This is a genomic window from Cognatiyoonia sp. IB215182 (assembly GCF_033963905.1).
Classification (GTDB): domain Bacteria; phylum Pseudomonadota; class Alphaproteobacteria; order Rhodobacterales; family Rhodobacteraceae; genus Yoonia.
This window is the reverse complement of sequence record NZ_JAXBMB010000008.1, coordinates 182591-205356: the sequence shown is the minus strand read 5'-3', so window position 1 is coordinate 205356 and position 22766 is coordinate 182591. Positions and strand designations below refer to the sequence as shown.

Genomic DNA, 22766 nt, shown 5'->3' with positions numbered 1-22766 from the left:
TAACGCACGCGCACGTTACTTCCGTCGCAGATGTTCATCCAATCGCGGCATGATTTCCACAAAATTGCAGGGCCTGTGGCGATAATCGAGTTGGCGAGCCAAAATCTCGTCCCAGGCATCCTTGCAAGCACCCGGAGAACCGGGCAGCGCGAAGAGGTATGTTCCCCCTGCGACACCCGCTGTTGCCCGGCTTTGGACCGCGGAGGTACCGATTTTTTTCATGCTCACGATGGTGAAGATGGTGCCGAATGCATCGATCTCCTTTTCATAGACGTCGCGATGCGCCTCAACGGTGACATCACGGCCCGTAAGGCCAGTTCCACCCGTCGAAATCACCACGTCCACGCCATCATCGGCGCACCATGCGCGGAGCTGTGCTGCGATCTCGGCCCGCTCATCATGGATGATCTTGCGGTCTGCCACCTTGTGTCCCCCAGCTTCGATCCGATCAACAAGCGTCTGGCCCGACTTGTCGTCGGCAAGCTGCCGCGTATCGCTGACGGTCAGAACGGCGATGCGGACGGGCACGAACTCAAGCGTTTCGTCAATGCGGCTCATCTGATCCTCACAGGCAGGGATTCGCGACAGGAAGGCGCGGGATCGACATCATGCCGTCAATCTCATCGTTGGTATCCGCGACAAAGAGGCGATCCGAGAAATCGGTGACAACCGACGGATCACTGCAAAAGGGGCGGGCCAGGTCAATCTCGGACGCGACCAGCGCGTCATAGCGGCGGGTCACTTCGGCCAGATCGACAGGCGGAAACGCATTCTCAGCATAAAAGGCAAGCGCCCGCGTGCGATAATCGTCACTGATGGCTTGCTGCTCATCGGGCAGTGTGACTTCGCAAGCCAGAAGGGCGCTTTCCAAAGAGGCGAGCACGCTGACAAAGCAACCCACCGCGCCGTGACCGCTTTGATCAAGGCCCATAAAGGTCACATCATCCTCGTTGCCGCGCAGGATCGCGATATCGCCGACCTGCAAAAGATCGCGATCAGCGTCAGCCGCCTCGACCGCATCTGCGTTTTCGGCAAACAACCGGTCGTAGTCGATCAGACCCAAGGGATCTGCCCCTGCCGGTGCGGGCAGTAACATCACAAGCGCGGCAACCCATTTCGTGTTCATATTCATCCCCGCAAACGCGCCTTCAGCGCTAGTAAATCGGCCCAGGCCTCACGCTTGGCAATAGGATTCCGCAACAGGTAGGCGGGGTGGAACATCGGCAGGCAAGGTTTGCCCAGCACTTCGACCCACTCACCGCGCATGCGGGTAATGCCCGTGCGGCCCAACAGCGCCTGACAAGGCGTATTGCCCATCAGCACCAGGATGTCCGGCGCGGCCAGGGCGATGTGCCGTTCAAGAAACGGCAACATCATCGCGATCTCAGCTTTCTCGGGTGTTCGGTTCGACGGAGGGCGCCATGGCAGCACATTGGTGATGTAGACAGCCCGCGTCGCATCGTCATGCGCCCGACCCAGGTCAATCGCCTCCAGCATGCGATCCAGCAACTGACCTGCCCGCCCAACAAAAGGTTTGCCGGCCCGATCCTCGTCCCGTCCCGGCGCCTCGCCCACGATCATCACGCGCGCAGCGGCCTGACCATCGCTGAACACAAAACTGCGTGCGCCGCGCTTCAGCTCGCAATGCTCAAAACCTTGCATTGCAGCGGCCAAACTTTCCAAGTCCGCTGCGCCCGCTGCGAGACGCCTTGCTTCCGCCACCGCGTCGACCTCAGTAGGCTCTGCCAAGGGCGGCGGGCCGTCAGGCCCAACAACCGGCACCTTTGGCTTCGGCTTGGCCGCATCCAGCGCATAGCGATCCACAGGCGTGTCCTGCACCGCGTCCGTCACACCTAATTCCACCTGCCATTGAAGTGCAGCGCGGTCGGCCCAATATGTCTCAACCGAATCCATCGCGCTCAGGTTATGCCGGATCGGCGGCAATGTGCACTCCCCCGCCATTGAAGCGTCGAAAGCGGCTATCTATAAGGGCAAAAGATCAGTGGACGAGGCCCCATGACATTTCGCGCGCATCACCTTCTGGGCATCGAAAAGCTGCACCCTGCTGAGATCACAACGCTCCTCGACCTCGCCGACAGCTATGCCGAGCATAACCGCAAAGGCGTGGCCCATCGCGACGTCCTGGCGGGTCTCACCCAGATCAACATGTTTTTTGAGAACTCCACCCGCACCCAGGCGAGTTTTGAGCTGGCGGGAAAACGACTTGGCGCGGATGTGATGAATATGGGCATGCAGGCCTCGTCCATCAAAAAGGGCGAGACGCTGATTGACACGGCGCTGACGCTGAATGCGATGCATCCTGACCTTCTGGTGGTGCGTCACCCGCAATCGGGTGCTGTCGATCTGTTGGCACAGAAAGTGAATTGTGCAGTGCTGAATGCCGGTGATGGCCGCCACGAACACCCGACCCAAGCCCTGCTGGATGCGTTGACAATCCGCCGCGCAAAGGGGCGGCTGCACCGGCTTTCCATCGCGATTTGCGGCGATATCGCCCATTCGCGCGTCGCACGCTCAAACATCCTGCTTCTGGGCAAGCTCGAAAACCGCATCCGTCTGATCGGCCCGCCCACGCTCATGCCGTCCGGCGTGGCTGAATTCGGGGTTGAAGTTTTTGAGGATATGGAAAAAGGGCTGCAGGAGGTCGATGTCGTCATGATGCTGCGCCTTCAGAAAGAGCGGATGGATGGCGGCTTCATCCCGTCCGAGCGGGAGTATTTCCACCGCTACGGCCTAGACGCCGACAAGCTGCGCCATGCCAAACCGGATGCCATCGTCATGCATCCGGGGCCGATGAACCGCGGGGTTGAGATTGATGGCACCATCGCCGATGACATCAACCGCTCTGTCATTCAGGAGCAGGTGGAGATGGGCGTCGCCGTCCGCATGGCCGCGATGGACCTCTTGGCACAGAACCTGCGCGCGCGCCGCAAACCGCAAGAGGTCATGGCGTGATCACCCGTTTCTTCCCGCCAGTAAAACAAGAGAATTGGCAGGATTACTTCGATACTGATGAGGAATTGCTCTGGCAGGGCGCCCCGGAACCCGGCGCACAGAGTTTGCCCAGGACACTTTTCATGAGCATTTTCGGCCTGCCTTTCCTTGCAGCAGGTCTGTGGATGGCATTTGACGGATTTGACAGCAAGCTGCCGTTCGACGGCTTTGTCCACGTCTTCTTTGGCGTGCTGATGGTGCTCTTTGCGATTCCATTCATTGTCGTCGGTGCAAGCATTACGTTTGGCGTTTGGCTGTATGCCAAGCATAGCCATCACTATATTCGTTATGCTCTGACCAACAAACGCGCCTACGTCGCCAAGTCTTTCTACCGACACACGCTCCAGATCTATCAGATCATGCCCGACGACGCGATCACCCTCGAACAGGGGAGATACGACAACGTGAAGTTCAAGACCATCTACACTAAGGACAGTGACGGGGAAACGCGACGTGATATCGGTTTTGACGGGATCAGCGGCGGGCGCGAGGTTTACGGGTTAATTGGCCAGATCCAGCGCGAGGGCCCGGCATGATTGAGATCCCGGCAGACGATCACGGGCAAATCCGCGTCTTTGCGACAACCGATGCGCTGCCAGACGCAGTACGCGACAAGACGCCAGAGGGTCTGATCGCGATTTTTGGCGTGCCTCTTGATGGCACCTATGTCGATATCGTGAAAATCAGCGATTTGGGGGACATGACGCTTAGCGCCTATATCACCGAAGGCTATGACATGAAGGCCGACGCTGTGGACAAGGCGGCGGTGGATCAGATCAGAGGGACCGCGGTACTGGTACTGTCGCGGGCGACCGGTGGGCAGGCTGTCACGCTCAAGCCCGGACATGGGCTGCGCCATGTGACCACCTACAGCCCTGTGGCTCGGATCACCCCGCTCGAAGCCTTGCCCGATAAGTCCGCACGGGATCAGGTGCCGACATCCCCGGCCAAGCCGCAGAAATCTGACGCACGGATTGGAGGGATGGTCGCGATGTATGCACTTCTTTTCATGTTCGCGCTGGTGGGCCTGATGATCTGGGTCGGCGGATGAGCGACACCTCGCATCACGATCAGACCGGGTGGGAGGGTATTCTTGACCACGATGAAACCATCATCTGGCAGGGGCGCCCCGATGGCGGATTTCACCTGACCCCCGGCATGCCCTTTACGATCATCTTCGCGCTATTCTTTTCGGGTTTCGCGCTTTTCTGGATGATCATGGCCGCACGCGCCGGCGGTCTGTTCTGGACATTCGGATTGATCCACTTTGGAGTGGGTCTGGCCCTGCTTTTTGGCACGACAATGGGCCCCTCATTTGTGCGGCGACGCACATGGTACACGCTGACCAACCAGCCTGCCTTCATCGCCAAGAATCTGCCCATCGCAGGGCGCAGTCTGAAATCCTATCCGATCACGTCCGATATGGCGATCACGCTGACCGAGGGCAGAAAGCAAAGCATCTATTTCGCGAGCAAACGCGACCGGAATGACGACAGCGCGGGGGATCGCAAGATCGGGTTTGAGCAAATCAGCGATGCGCGCGACGTGTTAAAGCTGATCCGCGCCATTCAGAAAGACAAATCATGACAACCACCTTCTTTGCCAATGCCCGTCTGATTGACCCCGTGGCGCTGACCGACGCCATCGGCGCGCTGATGGTCGACGGTGACAAGATCGTGGCCATCGGAGAAGAGATTCAACCGCCCAAAGACGCCTATATCGTCGATTGCGGTGGTCATTGCCTGGCGCCCGGGATCATCGATATCGGCGTAAAGGTCTCCGAGCCAGGCGAGCGGCACAAGGAATCCTTTCGCTCTGCCGGGATGGCGGCTGCTGCGGGTGGCGTGACCACCATCGTCACCCGTCCGGATACGCTGCCTGCCATCGACACGCCCGAAACGCTGGAATTTGTCGAACGTCGCGCGCAGCTAGACGCACCCGTGCATGTCCTGCCCATGGCCGCTTTGACCAAGGGGCGCGCCGGGCGCGAAATGACAGAGATCGGTTTTCTGCAGGATGCGGGCGCTGTCGCCTTCACCGATTGCGACCGGGTGGTCACGGATACCAAAGTGTTCAGCCGTGCGCTGACCTATGCGCGCTCGCTTGATGCGCTGGTGATCGGGCATGTGCAAGAACCGGGGCTTTCGGAAGGCGCCGCTGTCACCTCTGGCAAGTTCGCCTCACTGCGCGGTTTGCCCGGTGTCTCACCCCTTGCGGAAAGGATGGCGCTTGACCGCGATATCAGCCTCTTGGAGATGACCGGCGCGCGCTATCACGTGGACCAGATCACCACGGCCCGCGCCCTGCCCGCACTTGAAAGGGCCAAGCGGAACGGGCTGCAGATCACCGCCGGGATCGGGGTGCATCACCTGACGCTGAACGAATTGGACGTGGCCGATTACCGGACGTTCTTTAAGCTCAAACCCCCATTGCGCAGCGAAGACGACCGCCTTGCCGTGGTCACCGCCGTGGCCGAGGGGCTGATCGACATCATCTCTTCAATGCACACGCCTCAGGACGAGGAAAGCAAACGCCTGCCCTTTGAAGAGGCCGCAAGCGGAGCGGTTGGCCTCGAAACGCTGCTGCCCGCCGCCTTGCGCCTCTACCATAGCGAGGCGATCGATCTGCCCCGCCTTTTCCGGGCGCTCTCACGCAACCCTGCAAGGCTGCTGGGGCTGCCTGCCGGGCGGCTGAGCGAAGGGGCGCCCGCCGACCTTGTTCTTTTTGATCCGGATGCGCCGTTCCAACTCGACCGGACACAGCTCTTGTCAAAATCGAAAAATACCCCCTTTGACGGCGCACGGATGCAGGGCAAAGTTCTGGGCACGTGGGTGGCGGGAGCGCGGATTTGGGGACAGCCATGATTTTTCTGCCGGATATCAGCCTGGACACCGCGATGCTGTGGGGCGGGGTGGGTTACCTCATGGGATCAATCCCAAGCGGGGTCTTAATTGCCCGTGCCATGGGACTTGGCAATCTGCGCGAGATCGGTTCAGGCAATATTGGTGCGACGAATGTGTTGCGGACCGGAAACAAAAAAGCCGCCGCGCTGACACTGCTCTTTGACGCGCTCAAAGGCGTTCTGGCCGTCCTACTCGCACGCTACTTTGCGGATAATGGCGCAGCCCAGGTCGCGGCAGTCGCGGCCCTTTTGGGGCATTGCTTTCCGATTTGGCTGAAGTTCAAGGGCGGCAAAGGGGTCGCCACCTACTTTGGCGTGATCTTTGCCCTTGCCTGGCCCCTCGGGATTGTTGCGGCCATCATCTGGCTCAGCGTTGCCGCAATCAGCCGGTATTCATCGATGGCGGCGCTTGTTGTCGCGGGCTGGTTGCCGCTTGTGATGATGTTTGCGGGCTATGCCAGCTACTTCCTGATGGGCGTGGTCCTAGGCCTGCTGGTCTACCTGCGTCATTGGGGCAATATCCAGCGACTGCGCGAGGGAACCGAGACAAAGATCGGGGCCAAGTCCACGTCATGACATCGTTCTTGGCCCCGGATGTCATCGGCCCTACTTCCGGCACCTTGCTGCACGGAAAACGCATCAACATGTGCGCGGCTGAATTCGGCATCTATCTTGATGATGGAAAACCGCTTGCGCACAGCGATTTGGGCTCAAAGGCGCTCACCACCGTTTTTGGAGAACCGCCAAACGCGGAAACGAAGGTTGATACAGTGTCTGAGCCTTGTTTCTTTGCCGGACTGACATTGCGAGAATTTGGGCATACGCTGATCAATGCCACTGGTCGGCTTTGGGCGCTCGACAGCGTACCAGATGATGTCATGTTGATATTCACCCCCAAAAAGCGACCTTCCAAGCATTTCTATCCCTTTGTTCAGCCGGTTCTGGATCTGCTAGGCATAAAAAACCCGTGGCGGATCATCCGAGAACCAACACGATTTGAAGAGATTTACACCGCCAGCGATCAGTTCGGAGAACGCTATGACGGGCGCGGCAGCCCCGTCTTTTATGATTGGTTCGACGGGCGCCTTCCGACAAGACACCAACCGGAGGCCGGCAGAAAGCTTTATGTCAGCCGCAGCGGGCTGGGCGCGGGCGCCGGGCGCTATGCATGTGAGGACTATCTTGAAGAGCTGTTGGCGGTTGAGGGCTATCGGATGTATCATCCTGAGAAAGATGACTTGCCAACGCAGATCTCAACCTATCAGAAAGCAGAACATCTGATCTTCGCCGAAGGCTCTGCGCTGCATCTCTTTGCTATGGTGCGCCAACCCTCCCAGAAAGTGAGCGTCATCCAAAGACGTGCAGCACTGCCGCCGCTTATTCAGGTGCAGATGAATGACCGCCCCGGCCCTGACGTCTTGGAAGTAAATGCGATCCGGGAGATATTCTGGCCGCCAATCCGCGCAGACCATATGTCGGTCTGTTTGTTGGATTTCTCGCAACTGGGTGCCGCACTTACTGCCGGTGGGTTCATCAGTAGCCGGAACGGTTGGCAAAATCCTGATAATGACGCCGAGACCGCATCACTCAACGCCGGGATCAAGGCATCTGAAAAGATGCTAAATGCGCACGAGCGGCGCGCATTTCTGAAAGAGTACCGGGCCAAAGTCCGCGCAAAGAATGCAAAATCAGGGTGAAACAAATATCGGCGTATCGGCGTCTTGCGGGTCAAGCCGCACTTTGTCGAATAGCGCAAACCGGTTATAAAACAGCTCTTTAACGTTTGTGTACGCAAAGCTGTCATAGAATTTCGCAACGCCATAATCTGCGAGTGTCAGGTCCTGCCATGCCGCGACGATGTCGTCATAATTGTCCCGCAATACGCGGCTTTGGGGATCAAGATTGCTGATCAGGACAAGCCCGGTTGGCTGGCATCCCAGCACCGTGATCACAAGATCGGGACGGTATTGCTGCAGGATCGGCAGCAGTTTCCAGACATCACCGGTCCAGGCTCGTCGCGGAGCATTTTCGACATCGCGCGTCGTCATCTCATGATCGTAAGGGCAGCAATCATGCATGGCGATGACCGCGCCATCGCGCGAATTGGCCTCGGCATTCATGAAATCACGCAGGAGATACTCCATCAAGTGCATGCCGTCTAGAAAGCTGAAACTCAGCTTGATGCCCAATGACTTCAGGACATTGCTAGCGAAGAAATCATCGCTTTTCTGCTGAAATGCCATGAAGGCCGATTTCTGGCCGATAACGTTGTTCTCTATCCTGAAGAACGGATCGACACCGATGGTCTTGCCCCTGACATTCTGCATGCTGCGTCCGGTGCGGCAGCCGATCTCAAGATACCAATCGAAGAGCACCGCCGCATGCAGCCGACGCATGAACCTCAGATAAGGCAGATCGTTGGGCTTGTTGAACAAAGGCCGCTCCTCGTATCAGACATCAAGGCGCCGCGGGCATTTCCCCTGCATCCGGTGCCTGAGGTTAAATGCCAAAAGCCTTAATAGCTATAGTCCTGGTAAATCCGCTTCAGGTCCCCGCCCCAGTCGCCGTGATAATGGGCGAGAAGTTCGTCCGCAGGTGTCTGGCCGCTTTCAATCGTTTCTTTGAGCGCGTTCAGGAAATGCGTCTCATCCGGCACCAGCCCGCCCGCGCCTGCGATGGCGCGCGCTTTCAGCCCGGCCTCTGAGATCGCGACGACTTGGCGGGCAAGGTCGTGCATGCTGATCCCGTCGACCTGCGCCTGCAACCCATCCACAGACGCACCGACCCGCAGCGCCTCGCGCTGTTCGGCTGTCCAGCCTTTGCAAAGGTCCCAGGCCGCATCGAGTGCTGTCTGGTCATACATCAGCCCCACCCAGAAGGCGGGTAGTGCGCACAGACGGCGCCACGGCCCGCCATCAGCACCGCGCATCTCGATGAACTGCTTCACACGCGCCTCGGGGAACACCGTCGTCAGATGGTCGGCCCAGTCCGACAAAAGCGGCTTCTCGCCAGGTAGCGCAGGCAATTCGCCTTTTAGAAAATCCCTGAACGACATGCCCAGGGCGTCGATGTATTTCCCATCGCGGTAGACAAAGTACATGGGCACGTCGAGCACCCATTCCACCCAAGCCTCAAACCCAAATCCATGCTTAAACACGAATGGCAGCATGCCCGTGCGCGACGCATCCAGATCGCGCCAGATGCGGCTGCGCCAGGATTTGTGGCCGTTCACCTTACCCTCAAAAAACGGCGAATTGGCAAAGAGTGCGACGGCCACAGGCTGCAAGGCCAATGCCACGCGCATCTTCTGCACCATGTCCGCCTCGGAACTGAAATCGAGGTTGACCTGCACCGTACAGGTTCGGCGCATCATCGCCGTGCCCATCGTGCCGACCTTTTCCATGTAATCGTTCATCAGCTTATAGCGGCCCTTGGGCATCAAGGGCATCTGCTCATGCGTCCATTCCGGTGCGGCACCAAGCCCAATGAACTTCACGCCGATCTCGTCAGAGACTGCCTTAACCTCGGCCAAATGCGTGTTCACTTCATCACAGGTCTGGTGGATGTTCTCCAAGGGGGCGCCAGAAAGCTCCAGCGCTCCGCCGGGCTCCAGGCTGACATTAGCACCATCCTTGGTCAGGCCGATGATTTTGCCATCTTCGGCGACCCGCTCCCAGCCAAAGCGGCTTTCGAGCCCTTCAAGCACCGCCTTGATCGAACGCTCACCTTCGTAAGGGAGAGGCTTGAGCGTATCCTGACAATAGCCGAATTTCTCGTGCTCGGTGCCAATGCGCCAATCGGCTTTGGGCTTGCAGCCTTTTGAGAGCAATTCGACCAACTGCTCATAGCGTTCGATCGGGCCACCGCCGGACTGAGGGATAGACATTGCGCGTGGCTCCGTAGCTGCGTTTGGTCAGACCTTTGACCTGCCCCAAGGGTGCCGCTAATGCAAGAGCGGCTTGGTCCGCGACCACACGGTCACCCGCACATCAGGTGTGTGCGACAGCACGTCCAGCACGGCTTCGGTCTTGATCCCCGGCAAGGCGGAGAACACGTCAAAAAGGCTCTCGGCCCCTTTGGCATTGATCGGAATGGCAATCCGCTGCCCCTCTATCCCCGTCAGGATCCAGCTGGGGTCCGGGTGGCTGCTAGGATCAAGCTCCAGCTTGGTCAGATCGGCGACATCGATCACGCCACCATCAAGCGGGCCGAAATAGGCTAGCCGCCTTTCGCGGACCTGAACGACACCCGGGCCGTCTCCCCCTTGCGCAAAACGCGCCCGCTGAAATCCGGCGACAGCCCAGCCGAGCCCGATGGCGATGAAGATGTAGCCGAGCCAGACGGTGATCCCAACGCCATCCAGCGCCCAATAAAGCCCCAAGGACGCAACAGCGAGGGCGATAATGACCTCGCGCCAGCGCCTGAAGAACGCGCGCGCTTCGGGACGTAGGAAATCAGCCATGGACCAACTGCGGCTCCTCAAACATCAGGATCGTGAAGGTTCCGATGCGCCGAAACCCAATGGCCTCATAGGCCTTGGAGGCCTGCACCGAGGCGGCGAACAGAATGGCGTGTTTCACGCCCAAGCTACGCACCTCTTCCAGATGCAGTGCAACGGCGCGCCTTGCCAGACCACGGGACCGATGTTCCGGCGGCGTGTAGACACCCCCGATCTGTACCGCCTCCGGCAGGGTTGCATTGAAACCAGTCATCCCGACCGGTTCATCATTCTCATAAAGAACGCGGTGTGAATCGAGGTCGATATAACTATCGATGTTTTTCGTGGCCGTCTCTTGGGTATCTTCGCCCGGCATCGGTAGGACTTCTTCCAGATAGGCCCGCCGCCAACCCACGACCAAATCGTATGGCGCGTCAGAGAAGCGCCTCAGGGACAAACCGCTGACATCCGGCATGATCAGATCCCTCAAGGGCAATTCGTAGTGTGGCTCTTCGGCATTGAGCGCTGGATCGGGCGGCAGGCCGAGTGCGGCGTGCAGTGCGGAAACCTGGCGGCCCTCGCCCAGAATGCCTTTCACATGCGTTCCGGTCAGCACAACCTTGATATCGCCCCAGGGCTCTGTCGGGCATTGCGGAAACACCACGCCCTCTTCCGTGATGCTCAGCACATCTGTCAGCGCACCGTCTTGCCAGCGACACCAGCAGCGCATGGCACGCGGATGCCCGCCCGCCATGCCGTAGCGGCGTAAGTTCGACAGTGGAAACATCGACGCGGCGATATGTTTGGTCAGGAAAGCCTCGATTGCAGGGCGGTCGGCCTCGGTCGCAAGCATCATGTCGCGGCCTCCTTGAACAGGATCAATGTCCAGGTCCCGACCTTTTCGAAACCTAAGGCCTGATAGGCGCGGGCGGCCGCCGGGCTTGCGGAAAAGAGAGTTGCCTGGCTCACGCCCTGCTTTGCGGCCTCCGCCAGATGAAGCGCCACCGCCCGCCGCGCATACCCGCGATTGCGCAGCTCCGGCGGTGTATACACTCCGCCCAGTTGCACAATCTCAGGCAGTCGGGCGTTAAAGCCAGTCATCGCAAGCGGTGTCTGCCCATCCATCAGCACTTTGTGGCTTTCATTTGCAAGGTAGCGATCATAGGTCCGCTCCACCCGCGCATCGAGACCCGCCAACGGTGCGTTCAGCGTGTTGCGATCATAGTCCCATATCCAGGACTTAATCAGATCCGCAGGCGCCTCTGACAGTGGCCGCAACTGCCCTGTCCCTGCGGGCACCGACAGATTGCTGAGATCAAGCAGAAATTGCGGCTCGTCGGCATTAAAACTGCGGGGAAGGTCGGTGAGGCCCTGCCGTTCCAAACCCCGCACACACGCGACGGGCCCCACCATCCCGCTCAACTTCCGTCCTTTGATCTGAGCGGCAGCATCAGCAAAATCGCCCGACGGCAAAAGCGGCATGACCATGCCGCCATCCGTCAAGGTCAGCACATCTGTGATCTGCCCTGCCTGACGCGCGATCCAGAAGCTGACGGCGTAGTCGTGGCCCCCGGCCATGCCGTGCTCCGCCAAATTGCTGAGTGGAAACATCGCCTGATGCAAACGCGCGCGCAGAAATGTCTCGATCTCCGATCGGTCAGCTTCGGTTGCGGGGGTCACCTTGTGCGCTCCTGATCCAACGGGTGCCAGTTTGGCTGGTCATCCGCTTCGGCATCGGTGCTGTAAGGGGCGGGTTCAAACCGCGGTTCCATCTCCGTGAAATCGCGGATCAGAACGCGCTCGCCAGCTTCCAGACGATAGAGACAGCCCGCTTGCGTCTCGTACCGATCCATCGCGGTGTCACGCGGTGGCTTAGCGCCCTCCAAAAGCTGATCCCGCAACGCCCGGCTCAGCGGTGCCGGTTGACCGTTCAAGAGGCGTAGCCCGCTGCGGCAATCCTTGGTCCCCTCGCCCTTGACGACCTGCGACAGGTCACCTTTGCGCCCCACGATGTCATCCACCGGATCACCGTGAATACGATAGAGCGTGCTATCCAGAAAATAGCCTCCGCTTTGCCAGCCAGATCCGTTCGGAAACAGGGCCAGCGCCGTAAAGTAGGGCGCACGGCTCAGCACGGTGTAATGGCTGGTTGCAGGCGTGTGTGGATAGGCGTCAGCGACCGTGTAGATCAGATGCTGGCCATCCGGGGAAAGCCGGCATTCCTCGGCGAAGACCGACTTTTTCAACCACTGCCCTTCGGTGAAAGTATCCGTCGCCCGATCCCAAGCGATCAAGTTATACATCTTCTTTGCCGACCTACGCAGGATGATCGCTCTGTCATTCTCGGTGGCGAAAAGAAGATAGAGGCGCAGGATCGGCGGCGTGCTCATTGCCAATCACCGAAAGCCTGTTGCCAGAGCGTCAATGCTGCCACCGCCGCCGTATCAGCCCGCAGGATGCGCGGACCGAGCGAGACGGCATGGGCAAAAGTCGCCGTCTGCAGCATCTCCCGCTCCGCCGGCGAAAACCCGCCCTCCGGCCCGATCAGGATCGCGCAAGGCGCAGCGAGAACGCTCGGCAGAGCGGCAGAGCGGCCCGCCATTCCCTCATCACAGAACATCAGATGGCGCCCTGCAGGCCACTCGGCCAAAACTCTTTCAAGCTTCGCCAGATCATCGACAGGCGGCACATATGTCCCGCCGCATTGCTCCGCCGCTTCGACGGCATGCGCCTGCAATTTGTCCATTCGGATACGGTTGGCGCTTTGGGTATAGGCGGATTGCACCGGCATGATCCGTGCCGCTCCCATCTCGACGGCCTTTTCGACGATGAATGCCGTGCGTTCCTTGCGAATAGGCGCAAACAACAACCAAAGATCGGGCGGCATTTGCAAAGGCGCCGTTTGCGCAGAGCATACCAGCACCCCGCCTTTCTTGCCCGCCTCCACAACCTCGGCGTCCCATTCGCCGTCCACACTGTTGATCAGCGACACGACATCCCCCGCCGCCAACCGCATCACACCAAAGAGATAATGCGCTTGTTCCCGCGACAGCGGAACTGATTGCCCTTCCCCTAAAGGGTGCTCTACATAAAGCCGAACCTTGGATGCCATGGGCGGACCATATGACCGAGAATGCCGAAGCGCCAGAGCCGTCAGATGCCGTCGCGGATGCCGTGGCAGGCAACTGGGTCGACCGCTTTGCCCCCCTCGCGACGCGGCCCTTTCTGCGGCTCAGCCGCGCGGACCGTCCCATTGGTACGTGGCTGCTCCTAACACCTTGCCTATGGGGCCTGTCACTCGCAATTCTGGCAACCGATACTGCGACAACCAATGACATCTGGATCGCTTTGGGCTGCGGCCTTGGCGCGTTCTTGATGCGCGGCGCCGGCTGCACTTGGAACGACATCACAGACAGGGACATCGATGGCGCGGTTGAGCGCACAAGATCGCGGCCCATTCCCGCTGGCCAAGCTACCGTCCGGCAGGCCCTGATCTGGATGGTCGCGCAATCCATCCTTGCGTTTTTCATTCTGATCACGTTCAGCCCTGCTGCGATCATCCTGGGCGTCGTGGCCCTGATCCCCGTGGCCATCTATCCATTCGCAAAGCGGTTCACGTGGTGGCCGCAAGCCTTTCTGGGCCTCGCGTTCAATTGGGGCGCGTTGCTAGCCTGGGCCGCCCATACCAACAGCATCGGACCTGTGCCGATCGTGCTCTACCTCGCGGGCATCGCCTGGACGCTATTTTACGACACGATCTACGCCCATCAAGATGCCGAGGACGACGCGCTGATCGGCGTAAAATCCACAGCACGCCTCTTTGGTGACAGATCACGCGACTGGCTGCGGCTGTTTCTGACCATCACCGTGGTTCTGTTCGGGCTTGCGGTTGTGCTCGCCGTCCACGAACGCTCCATCCTGTCGCTGGTCATCGCCATCGGCGGACCATGGGCCATGGGCTGGCACTTGACCTGGCAACTGGCAAAGTTCAACCCCGACGACAATGACAGCCTGCTCCGCATATTCCAGTCAAACCGTGACGCGGGGCTGATCCCCTTGCCGTTTTTCGCGCTTGCCTATTTCGTGTGATTGAACCCCGGCGCTGACGGGCCTATGCAGGGCGAACCCAAATAACGTGGAATGGCATGCGTCTTTCAGCACTACTTGTTCGCCTGATCGTCTTTGTCGGTGCCGCTTTCGTCTCTGTCGCGGCTGCACGGACAACTGTCACCGTGGTCGAGGAACGCTCTGTTCTTGCGGTTCAGGAAACCCTTGTAGATCAAGGATATGAATGGGCGACCGTGCTGGGCGACGGGCTACAGGTGATCCTTGAGGGCGAAGCGCCGACCGAAGCGGTGCGGTTTCGCGCCATCTCTGCGGCCGGCGGCATGGTCGATGCCAGCCGGGTGATCGATAACCTCTCTGTCACCGAATCAGAGGTGATCGCGCCACCTGAATTCGCCATAGAAATCCTGCGCAACAACAGCGGCGTCTCCATCATCGGACTGATCCCCGCAACAACCGATCGCGAAGCGCTTGCCGACCGCATTCAAGACATTGCCGATGGCCAGCCTGTCACCGACCTGCTTGAAGTCGGGAATTATCCGACACCGGAAACATGGCGCGCATCGCTCAGCTACGCCCTGCGTGCGCTTGAGATGCTGCCGAAATCCAAAATATCCGTCAAAGCCAACACCGTGACGATCAGCGCGATTTCAGAAAGCCCCGCGGAAAAGCGCGAGTTGGAGGCGGCGCTGGCCCGCAACATGCCCGAAAACGTCTCAACTGCAGTCGAGATCAGCGCGCCCCGACCCGTCATCTCTCCGTTTACGGCGCGTTTCATCATCGACGAAGATGGCGCGCGTTTTGATGCCTGCGCAGCTGACACGGCTGAGGCGGTTGAGATGATCATGGCGGCTGCAAACGACGTCGGATTTGAAGGTGACGCAAATTGCACGATGGCTCTCGGTGCCCCGTCGCGCACGTGGGGTGAGGCTGTCGCGCGTGCCATCGCAACCTTGGGTCCGTTACAAGGTGGGACCGTCACGATTGCCGACACCGATATCACGCTCATCGCCCCGATAGGCACAGGCCAGCGCACCTTCGACAATGCTGTTGGCGAACTTGAAAACGCCTTGCCGGAGGCATTTGCCCTGACCGCAGAGCTCCCGGAACTCCCCGATGAAAGCGACGAAGAGGCACCGCAATTCACCGCCACGCTCAGCCCCGAAGGTGTGGTGCAGGTGCGTGGCCGCGTGCCGGATGATGTGACGAACACGGTCGTCAAGAACTTTGCCAATGCGCGGTTCAGCGGTCGTGACATCACCATGGGCACCCGCGTTGTCGACGGGCTGCCATCAGGCTGGTCGATCCGTGTTCTTGCGGGCATCGAGGCTTTGTCTGAGCTTTCGAATGGTGCTGTGGTCGTGACACCCGACACGTTCGAAGTGCGTGGCAATACCGGAAACGAAGAGGCGAGCGCCGAAATCTCGCGCCTGCTCATCGAAAAACTCGGGCAAGGCGCGGACTTCGAGATCAGTGTGACTTATGTCGAAGAACTTGATCCGATTGCAGGTTTGCCCACGCCTGAAGAATGCATCGAACAGATCAAGGTGGTGACGGAAAACCGCAAGATCACGTTTGACCCCGGTTCGGCGGATTTGACAGCAGCAACGCAGCCTGTGGTCGATGATATCGCTGAGATCCTGCAGCGATGTGGCGACCTGCGCATCCGCGTGGCAGGCTATACCGACAGCCAGGGGCGCGAGGTGATGAACCAGCAATTGTCGCAAGACCGTGCCAATGCCGTTCTGACCGCACTACGCGCGCGCCGCGTGCCTGTATCCACCTTTGAGGCGATCGGTTATGGTGAGGAAAATCCGATTGCGGATAACGACACCGAGGAAGGGCGCGAGGCCAACCGGCGCATCGAATTCAGTCTGATCGTACCGGAACCCGCGCCTGAGGATACCAATGCGCTTGATGAGCTGGCTGAGGAAGCCGCCGACACCGAAGCGACGGACAGCGAGTAACAAAGGCCAAGACGTTGAACAGAACCGAATTCATCATTGCAACCGCTGTGATCCTTTTTGTGGCCTTCATGCTGGGCTGGTTTGCCAGTTGGCTGGTCAACCGGTTCACGCGCGTGACCAAGGCCGAGGTCGGTGAGTTGGACAAGATGGCGCAGGCCCTGCACGAAGCCGAAGAGACCCGCGATCAGGCAATCACCTATCTGCAACAGCGCGAAGCCGAGATGACCAATCAGCTCAGCCAGACCGAAGCGGAACTACGGGCCGCCATGGATGGCTTGCGCGAAGCACGACGCGAAGCGGAAGAGCTGCGCGCCTATGTGGAGCAGCAGCGCGCGGGTTAAGAGCTGGTCTCGTAGCCCGACTACTTCGGTTCTTTCACACAGACTAATGCGCAAACTTCGTTTGCGCAGCGCCCGAACCGCCCCCAACGGGGCGGGCGCTTCCCGCCCACCCCTCGGTTCGTGCGCGGTTTGTTGCAAGCGTCATCGAATGAGATGAACAGGTCGCGCCCTAAGCCTCCGCCAAGTGACACGCCACGCGGGTTTCACCCAGCGTCCGCATCTCGGGTCGCTCTTTCTTGCAGATATCCGTGGCAATCGGGCAGCGCGGGTGGAACGCACAGCCCGGTGGCGGGTTGATCGGATCGGGGATTTCTCCTTCGGGCAGTTCCGCCTCGCGCCCGAAACCGTCCATCTTGGGCGCGGCCTCCAGCAGCATCTTCGTGTATGGGTGGCGCGGATTGTCGAAAAGGTCGTCCGGCGCGGCCTCTTCGACCAGCCGCCCCAGATAGAGCACGCCGATCCGGTCCGACATATGCCGCACCACTGTCAAATCGTGGCTGATGAGCACGTATGTCAGCCCGAAATTTTCCTTCAGGTCGCTCATAAGGTTCAGCACCTGCGCCTGCACCGACACATCCAGCGCCGATGTTGGCTCATCACAGACGATCAGTTTTGGTTCGGACGACAAAGCCCGTGCAATGCAAATCCGCTGCCTTTGCCCCCCGGAAAACTCATGCGGGAACTTTCCCGCATCAAGCGCTGACAATCCCACTTGCTCCAGCAGTTTCTCAGCCAATCCCGTCGCATCGCCCCCCCGCGCGACGACTGGTTCCACAATAATATCCCGCACCCGCCAGCGCGGGTTCAATGAGGCAAACGGATCCTGAAAAATCATCTGAATGTCTGAGCGGACAGCATCCACCTTTTCCGCATCCGTCTCGGTGGCGAGGTTCACGCCTTCGATCTCGACCGTCCCACCTGACGGGTTGAGCAGCCCGACCAGCATCCGCCCGATTGTAGATTTCCCAGACCCGCTTTCGCCGACCAACCCATAGGTCGTCCGCTCTTCCACCTCAAAATCCACGTCAGAGACGGCGGTCAGAAACGCCTTCTCCCGCCGCTCGATCACCCGGTTCAGCCAAGGTTTGGACACGTCAAAGACCCGTGTCAGGTTCTTCACGGAAATCAGCGCCATTCAAGAAACCTTTTCAGCAACCAGCGGAAACCAGCATGCGGCATGGGTGTCCGAGATTTTGGGGGCCGGGGCAGCGCGGCACTTGGCTTGCGCATATGTGCAGCGCGGGTGAAAGGCGCAGCCCTCGGGCACTTTATCCAGTCGCGGCATCGCGCCTTCGATCTGGTGCAGCCGCGCCTTGCCTGCCGAGGCCAGCGGGGTCGAGGCCATCAGCCCGGCGGTATAGGGATGCTGCGGCTGGGTCAGCACATCGCGCACCTTACCCAGTTCGGCCAATCGCCCGGCATACATCACCGCCACCCGGTCCGCCGCCTCTGCGATCACCCCCATATCATGGGTAATCAGCATTACCGCAGTACCGCGCTCCCGACAAAGCCGCTTCAGCAGGGCAATGATCTGCGCCTGCACGGAGACATCAAGCGCCGTGGTGGGCTCATCCGCGATGATCAGCGACGGTTCGGCGCAGAGGGCCAGCGCAATCACTACCCGCTGGCGCATCCCGCCGCTGAATTCATGTGGATAGCTGTCGATCCGCTCGGCAGCACCGGGAATGCCGACCTCTTCCAAAGCGGCCACAGCGCGCTTCTCAGCCTCCGAGCGGCTGATCGGCAGATGAGTCTGCATTGTCTCGGTCAACTGATCCCCGATAGAGAGCAGCGGGTTGAGCGAGGTCAGCGGGTCCTGAAACACCATCCCGATATCCTTGCCCCGCAGGCGCCGCATCGCCTCTCCCTGCAAGGCATCGATGCGGGTGCCATTCAGCCAGATTTCCCCCTTCGCAATCCGCGCGGGCGGGTTCAAAAGCCCAATGACAGCATTCCCCGCCATCGACTTTCCCGCGCCACTTTCGCCCACAACGCCGAGGATTTCGCCGGCCTGGATGTTATAGCTGACACCATCCACGGGTTTCACAACGCCGGTGCGGGTCGGGATTTCGACGGACAGGTTGCGGATGGAGAGGACTACGTTTGTCATTCGCCAAATATCTCTTCCACCGCTTTGTCGACTGCAGCGGCACTTTGATAAAACTCTGTGTAAGGCCACGGAGGAGTGGTTTCTTTAAGCCATGTCAAATGTACTACGGCAAATGGCTTGTTCGGATCGCCGGTGCCGATCACAAAATCGTCCCTTCCCTCAACGTGAGCGAGAACATCCAGTGTGCCCGAATAAGGTATCATTACATGGCCTGGTGGTAGCTCTCGCAACAACTCGTCCCTGAAGCGCGTGCGTTCGCTTTCACAAAGCTCAACGATCTGTTTGTGACTGAAGCTCATTACCGCAACCTCGGGTTCAGCGCGTCGCGCAGCCAATCGCCGAGCAGGTTCACGCTCAGCGCGAGCATCAACAGCGTTACGGCCGGGAACAACAGGATCCACCATTCACCCGAAAAGAGGAAGCCCTGCCCGATGCGGATCAGCGTGCCGAGGCTCGGCTGGGTTGGCGGCGCACCGACGCCCAGGAAACTGAGGGTGGCCTCGGCAATGATCGCAAGCGCCAGTGAAATCGTTGCGATGACAAGCACCGGCGACAGGACGTTGGGCAGGATGTGTCGTAGCATGATCGCTGTCGGTTTGCGCCCGATCAGGCGCGCGGCCTCGACATACTCCTTGCGCTTTTCAACGAGCGTCGCACCCCGCACGACGCGCGCGAACTGCACCCAATCGCTCAGCCCGATGGCAATGATCAGCACCCAAATCGCCATCTGGTCGCGGTATTCAACAGGGGTGAACCCCTTCGCAATCCCGAAGATCAGCATCGCCACCAGGATCGATGGAAAGGTCAGCTGCACGTCCGCCGTGCGCATAATGATCGTATCCAGCCAGCCGCCGAAATAGCCCGAGATGAGCCCCAGCGTGATCCCGAGGATCATCGCAAAGAGCACCGCAGCAACGCCCACGAAAAGCGATATCCGCATACCGTAAAGGATCGTTGAGAACACATCGCGACCCTGATCGTCGGTGCCCATCAGGAAGCTCTCGCCCGTGAACGCGTTGGGTGCCATCGGGGCCGTAAAGCCGTTCATCAGGTTCAGCGAGGCTGGGTCAAACGGGTTTGTAGGGGCGATCAGCGGAGCGAAAATCGCTGACAAGACGAGGATCGCGACCACGATGGTCGAGACCACAGCGACCGGTGAGCGCCGGAACGAATAGTAAATGTCGCTGTCCAGAAACACGCGAAAGCGCGATTTCTGGACGGGTTTGGCGGGTGTCAACTGTTCGGATAGATCGGTCATCAATGGCCCCCGGGCCGGTCAACCCGCAGACGCGGATCAATGAAGAAGTAAAGGATATCCACGATCAGGTTGATCGCGACGAACATGACCGAAATCAGCATCAGATACGCGGCCATCACGGGGATATCGACAAACTGGATCGCGTTGATGAACAGAAGGCCCACGCCGGGCCATTGGAACACCGTCTCGGTAATGATCGCAAAGGCGATGATCGCGCCCAGTTGCAGGCCGATCACTGTGATCACCGGCACCATTGTGTTTTTCAGCGCATGGCGGAAATTGATCGCGCGTTCCTTCAGGCCGCGGGCGCGGGCGAAGCGGATGTAATCCTGTCGTAGTACCTCCAACATCTCGGACCGAACCAGCCGCATGATCAGCGTCATCTGGTAAAGACCCAGCGTGATGGCGGGCAGGATCAGCGCCTGCAGGCCGGAGGAGGTGAGGAACCCGGTGCTCCACCCGCCGATATCCACGGTCTCTCCCCTTCCGAAACTGGGCAGCCAGCCGAGTTCAACCGAGAAGATATAGATCAGCAGAATCCCGATCAGGAAGGTGGGTAATGACACCCCGATCAGCGAGGCGGACATGATGAAATTGGCCGTGAAACCGTTGCGGCGGATCGCGGTAAAGACGCCAAGTGCGATGCCAAAGATCACCGCCAGAATGGCCGAGACGGCGGCGAGTTCCAGCGTGGCAGGCGCGCGTTCCAGCAGAATTTCGGCGACAGGCCGCCCTTGCCGGTAGCTCACGCCGAAATTGCCCTGCACCGCCCCTTCGAGGAACCGGTAGTATTGAACGGCAAAGCCTTGATCGAGGCCAAGCTGCTCGCGCAGCCGCTCAATATCTTCTGCCGTCCGTTCCTGCCCCAGCATGTTGTCGATTGGGTCACCGACAAAGCGGAACATCGAAAACGCGACCAGCCCCACGATGAGCAGGACCAGGGCCGATTGCCCAATGCGCCGGATGATGTATGCGAGCATGCCGCCCCCAGGTTATGCGGTTGGGGGCCGTAGCCCCCGCCCGCGCTTAGTTCACGGTGGCCCAGCGCAGCAGGAAGAAGTTATCCGGGCGCTGTGTCAGTGCGATATTGCTGCGTGTTCCCCAGACCAGAGGCTGCACGTAAAGCGGGACATAGGCCATCTCGTCCTGCAGGATCTGGGCAACCTCATCCAGCATACCCTGACGGATGCCGTCATCCAGTTCCGACTGGATCATTGGCAGCAATTCATCGACGCGGGCGTTTGAATATCCGCCAAAATTCCAGCTGCCCAACCGCTTTTCCTCGTTCGGCGTAGAGGCAAGGAAGCGGATCGGATGTTCCGCGTCGAACGTGCCCGGCGACCATCCCAACAGGTACATATCATAGTTATCTGCCCGCAATTCGGGCCAGTAATTCTGCACCGGCATCGCATCCAGCGTCGCGCGCAGGCCGACCTGGGCCAGCATGCCAGTCACCGCCTGACAGACAGCCTCATCATTCAGATACCGGTCATTGGGGCATTTCAACCCGAATGAGAACCCATCGGGATAGCCTGCTTCGGCCAAGAGCGACCGGGCCAGATCGGGATCAAAGGGAGGGCGTGCCGCTTGCGCCTCGGAAAAGCCTTGCATGGCGGGGCTGACGAGTTGTGCCACCTCTTCGGCATTGCCGCGCATGATGGTTTGCAGGATGGCGGGCACATTCACCGCATGCGCTACTGCCTGCCGCACGCGTGGATCGGCGAATGGGTTGGTGTCGGTCACGTCGGACGAGAATTTCAGCGCCTCCGCCTCATGCGGGAAGCCCAGCATGATTACGCGCGCTTCGATCCCCTGGATGACCTCCACATCCGCGTCCTGCTGGAGGCGTGCAACGTCCTGAATCGGGACGGGATTGATCATATCCACATCGCCAGACAACAGGGCCGCGACCGCAGTTGCTGGGTTCTGGATCGGGGTCAGTTCGGCGCGGGTGATGTTGTGTTCAACCTCACCCCACCAGCCGTCAAACGGCTCCAACACGGTGCGCAGACCCGGCTCACGCGCGGTGACGCGGAAGGCGCCGGTGCCGTTCGTGTTCAATGTCGCGTAATTTCCCGCTTCCTTGTCGGGCAAGGTTGCGTTGTTCGCTGCGGCCCAGCCGCTATCCATGATCATCCAGTTGGCGATGGAGCCCGGAAAGATCGGGTTTGGCGCGCTGGTCATTATGTCGATGGTGTAGTCATCAACGACCACGACCTCTGAGACAGGCGCGAACCAGCTGCGCGTGTCAGAGCCTTCATCCGACGCGCGCTGATAGGAAAACAGCACGTCCTCAGCCGTGAACGCGCTGCCATCATGGAACGTCACGCCTTCACGCAAGGTGAAGCGCCAACCTTCCCCATCGCCAATCGGCTCCCACGATGTGGCGAGGGACGGCTCGATGGTCATGTCCTTCCCGCGCCGCACAAGCCCCTCATAGACGTTGTTCAGAAATCCCAGCACCGGGGCAGAGTTGACCGCATGCGGGTCCATCGTTTGCGGGTCGGTGGTCTGGGCCCAGGTGAATTCTTCGGCCCATGCGGCAGGGGCCAGTGCCGCGACAAGGGCTGCAAGACAGAGCGAACGTGACATGGTGTTTCCTTTGCTAAAGCGGCGATGCCGCGCGGGGTCCGCGCGACACGCCAATACGGCGAAATGAACTCTGATGGGGCA

At 59.7% G+C, this 22766-nt stretch carries 26 protein-coding genes; 10 read left to right on the top strand and 16 right to left on the bottom strand.

Annotated elements, in window-relative coordinates:
- Window positions 1-15: 15 nt before the first annotated feature.
- Genes moaB through SLH47_RS17955 form a run of 3 tightly spaced genes read right to left on the bottom strand, consistent with a single transcriptional unit; the run spans window position 16 to window position 1914 of the window.
- The gene (gene moaB / locus SLH47_RS17965) at window positions 16-558 is read right to left on the bottom strand and encodes a molybdenum cofactor biosynthesis protein B (RefSeq protein WP_320241373.1); all 543 of its coding nucleotides are present in this window, start codon (window positions 556-558) and stop codon (window positions 16-18) included.
- Between the two features lie 7 nt (window positions 559-565).
- Window positions 566-1126, bottom strand: coding sequence for a hypothetical protein (locus SLH47_RS17960; protein WP_320241372.1), 561 nt, complete (start codon window positions 1124-1126; stop codon window positions 566-568).
- Window positions 1127-1128: 2 nt separating this feature from the next.
- Entirely contained in the window at window positions 1129-1914 is a 786-nt protein-coding gene (locus SLH47_RS17955) for a uracil-DNA glycosylase (protein WP_320241484.1), read from the bottom strand.
- A 102-nt stretch (window positions 1915-2016) separates the two neighbouring features.
- Between SLH47_RS17955 and SLH47_RS17950 the strand changes: the two genes are divergently transcribed.
- Genes SLH47_RS17950 through SLH47_RS17920 form a run of 7 tightly spaced genes read left to right on the top strand, consistent with a single transcriptional unit; the run spans window position 2017 to window position 7611 of the window.
- Window positions 2017-2973 (top strand): aspartate carbamoyltransferase catalytic subunit, encoded by a 957-nt coding sequence (locus SLH47_RS17950; protein WP_320241371.1) that lies wholly within the window; start codon window positions 2017-2019, stop codon window positions 2971-2973.
- Window positions 2970-3548 carry a hypothetical protein gene (locus tag SLH47_RS17945; RefSeq protein WP_320241369.1) on the top strand — a complete coding sequence of 193 codons (579 nt, stop codon included), beginning with the start codon at window positions 2970-2972 and terminating at the stop codon, window positions 3546-3548. Before SLH47_RS17950 ends, SLH47_RS17945 begins: the two co-directional genes overlap by 4 nt.
- Window positions 3545-4063 carry a hypothetical protein gene (locus SLH47_RS17940; protein WP_320241367.1) on the top strand — a complete coding sequence of 173 codons (519 nt, stop codon included), beginning with the start codon at window positions 3545-3547 and terminating at the stop codon, window positions 4061-4063. The genes SLH47_RS17945 and SLH47_RS17940 overlap by 4 nt, the downstream gene beginning before the upstream one ends.
- Window positions 4060-4599 carry an aspartate carbamoyltransferase catalytic subunit gene (locus SLH47_RS17935; RefSeq protein ID WP_320241365.1) on the top strand — a complete coding sequence of 180 codons (540 nt, stop codon included), beginning with the start codon at window positions 4060-4062 and terminating at the stop codon, window positions 4597-4599. The genes SLH47_RS17940 and SLH47_RS17935 overlap by 4 nt, the downstream gene beginning before the upstream one ends.
- The gene (gene pyrC / locus SLH47_RS17930) at window positions 4596-5876 is read left to right on the top strand and encodes a dihydroorotase (protein WP_320241364.1); all 1281 of its coding nucleotides are present in this window, start codon (window positions 4596-4598) and stop codon (window positions 5874-5876) included. The genes SLH47_RS17935 and pyrC overlap by 4 nt, the downstream gene beginning before the upstream one ends.
- A 5-nt stretch (window positions 5877-5881) precedes the next feature.
- A complete protein-coding gene (gene plsY / locus SLH47_RS17925) occupies window positions 5882-6490 on the top strand; it encodes a glycerol-3-phosphate 1-O-acyltransferase PlsY (RefSeq protein ID WP_413785655.1) in 609 nt (202 codons plus the stop codon).
- Entirely contained in the window at window positions 6487-7611 is a 1125-nt protein-coding gene (locus SLH47_RS17920; RefSeq protein ID WP_320241360.1) for a glycosyltransferase family 61 protein, read from the top strand. Before plsY ends, SLH47_RS17920 begins: the two co-directional genes overlap by 4 nt.
- On the opposite strand, the gene SLH47_RS17915 is transcribed toward SLH47_RS17920, so the two are convergent.
- The 7 genes from SLH47_RS17915 to SLH47_RS17885 all read right to left on the bottom strand — a co-directional run bounded on the left by SLH47_RS17915 (window position 7603) and on the right by SLH47_RS17885 (window position 13464).
- A complete protein-coding gene (locus SLH47_RS17915) occupies window positions 7603-8349 on the bottom strand; it encodes a hypothetical protein (RefSeq protein WP_320241358.1) in 747 nt (248 codons plus the stop codon). The two genes, SLH47_RS17920 and SLH47_RS17915, sit on opposite strands and share 9 nt — an antisense overlap.
- An 80-nt stretch (window positions 8350-8429) precedes the next feature.
- Window positions 8430-9800, bottom strand: coding sequence for a glutamate--cysteine ligase (locus SLH47_RS17910; RefSeq protein ID WP_320241356.1), 1371 nt, complete (start codon window positions 9798-9800; stop codon window positions 8430-8432).
- Between the two features lie 57 nt (window positions 9801-9857).
- On the bottom strand, window positions 9858-10376 hold the full coding sequence (locus SLH47_RS17905; RefSeq protein ID WP_320241354.1) for a hypothetical protein: 519 nt from the start codon (window positions 10374-10376) through the stop codon (window positions 9858-9860).
- Window positions 10369-11208, bottom strand: coding sequence for a GNAT family N-acetyltransferase (locus tag SLH47_RS17900; RefSeq protein WP_320241352.1), 840 nt, complete (start codon window positions 11206-11208; stop codon window positions 10369-10371). The genes SLH47_RS17905 and SLH47_RS17900 overlap by 8 nt, the downstream gene beginning before the upstream one ends.
- Window positions 11205-12032 carry a GNAT family N-acetyltransferase gene (locus tag SLH47_RS17895; protein ID WP_320241350.1) on the bottom strand — a complete coding sequence of 276 codons (828 nt, stop codon included), beginning with the start codon at window positions 12030-12032 and terminating at the stop codon, window positions 11205-11207. The genes SLH47_RS17900 and SLH47_RS17895 overlap by 4 nt, the downstream gene beginning before the upstream one ends.
- Window positions 12029-12742: a hypothetical protein gene (locus SLH47_RS17890; RefSeq protein WP_320241348.1), complete on the bottom strand. Its 714-nt coding sequence runs from the start codon at window positions 12740-12742 to the stop codon at window positions 12029-12031. The genes SLH47_RS17895 and SLH47_RS17890 overlap by 4 nt, the downstream gene beginning before the upstream one ends.
- Window positions 12739-13464 carry a 16S rRNA (uracil(1498)-N(3))-methyltransferase gene (locus SLH47_RS17885; protein ID WP_320241347.1) on the bottom strand — a complete coding sequence of 242 codons (726 nt, stop codon included), beginning with the start codon at window positions 13462-13464 and terminating at the stop codon, window positions 12739-12741. Before SLH47_RS17885 ends, SLH47_RS17890 begins: the two co-directional genes overlap by 4 nt.
- Before the next feature lie 11 nt (window positions 13465-13475).
- Between SLH47_RS17885 and ubiA the strand changes: the two genes are divergently transcribed.
- The 3 genes from ubiA to SLH47_RS17870 are packed head-to-tail and all read left to right on the top strand — an operon-like array spanning window position 13476 to window position 16725.
- A complete protein-coding gene (ubiA, locus tag SLH47_RS17880) occupies window positions 13476-14441 on the top strand; it encodes a 4-hydroxybenzoate octaprenyltransferase (RefSeq protein ID WP_320241345.1) in 966 nt (321 codons plus the stop codon).
- A gap of 56 nt (window positions 14442-14497) precedes the next feature.
- Window positions 14498-16384: an OmpA family protein gene (locus tag SLH47_RS17875; RefSeq protein ID WP_320241344.1), complete on the top strand. Its 1887-nt coding sequence runs from the start codon at window positions 14498-14500 to the stop codon at window positions 16382-16384.
- Window positions 16385-16398: 14 nt separating this feature from the next.
- On the top strand, window positions 16399-16725 hold the full coding sequence (locus SLH47_RS17870; RefSeq protein ID WP_320241342.1) for a hypothetical protein: 327 nt from the start codon (window positions 16399-16401) through the stop codon (window positions 16723-16725).
- Window positions 16726-16894: 169 nt separating this feature from the next.
- On the opposite strand, the gene SLH47_RS17865 is transcribed toward SLH47_RS17870, so the two are convergent.
- From SLH47_RS17865 to SLH47_RS17840, 6 genes are read right to left on the bottom strand one after another with little or no spacing between them, the layout of a single operon-like run.
- Window positions 16895-17860 (bottom strand): oligopeptide/dipeptide ABC transporter ATP-binding protein, encoded by a 966-nt coding sequence (locus tag SLH47_RS17865; RefSeq protein WP_320241341.1) that lies wholly within the window; start codon window positions 17858-17860, stop codon window positions 16895-16897.
- A complete protein-coding gene (locus tag SLH47_RS17860) occupies window positions 17861-18835 on the bottom strand; it encodes an ABC transporter ATP-binding protein (protein WP_320241339.1) in 975 nt (324 codons plus the stop codon).
- Window positions 18832-19134, bottom strand: a complete 303-nt coding sequence (locus tag SLH47_RS17855) for a hypothetical protein (protein ID WP_320241338.1) — start codon at window positions 19132-19134, stop codon at window positions 18832-18834. Before SLH47_RS17855 ends, SLH47_RS17860 begins: the two co-directional genes overlap by 4 nt.
- Window positions 19134-20093, bottom strand: a complete 960-nt coding sequence (locus SLH47_RS17850) for an ABC transporter permease (RefSeq protein ID WP_320241336.1) — start codon at window positions 20091-20093, stop codon at window positions 19134-19136. Before SLH47_RS17850 ends, SLH47_RS17855 begins: the two co-directional genes overlap by 1 nt.
- Complete coding sequence (locus SLH47_RS17845) at window positions 20093-21073, bottom strand: ABC transporter permease (RefSeq protein ID WP_320241335.1); 981 nt, start codon at window positions 21071-21073, stop codon at window positions 20093-20095. The genes SLH47_RS17850 and SLH47_RS17845 overlap by 1 nt, the downstream gene beginning before the upstream one ends.
- A gap of 46 nt (window positions 21074-21119) precedes the next feature.
- Window positions 21120-22685 carry an ABC transporter substrate-binding protein gene (locus SLH47_RS17840; protein WP_320241333.1) on the bottom strand — a complete coding sequence of 522 codons (1566 nt, stop codon included), beginning with the start codon at window positions 22683-22685 and terminating at the stop codon, window positions 21120-21122.
- Window positions 22686-22766 lie beyond the last annotated feature (81 nt).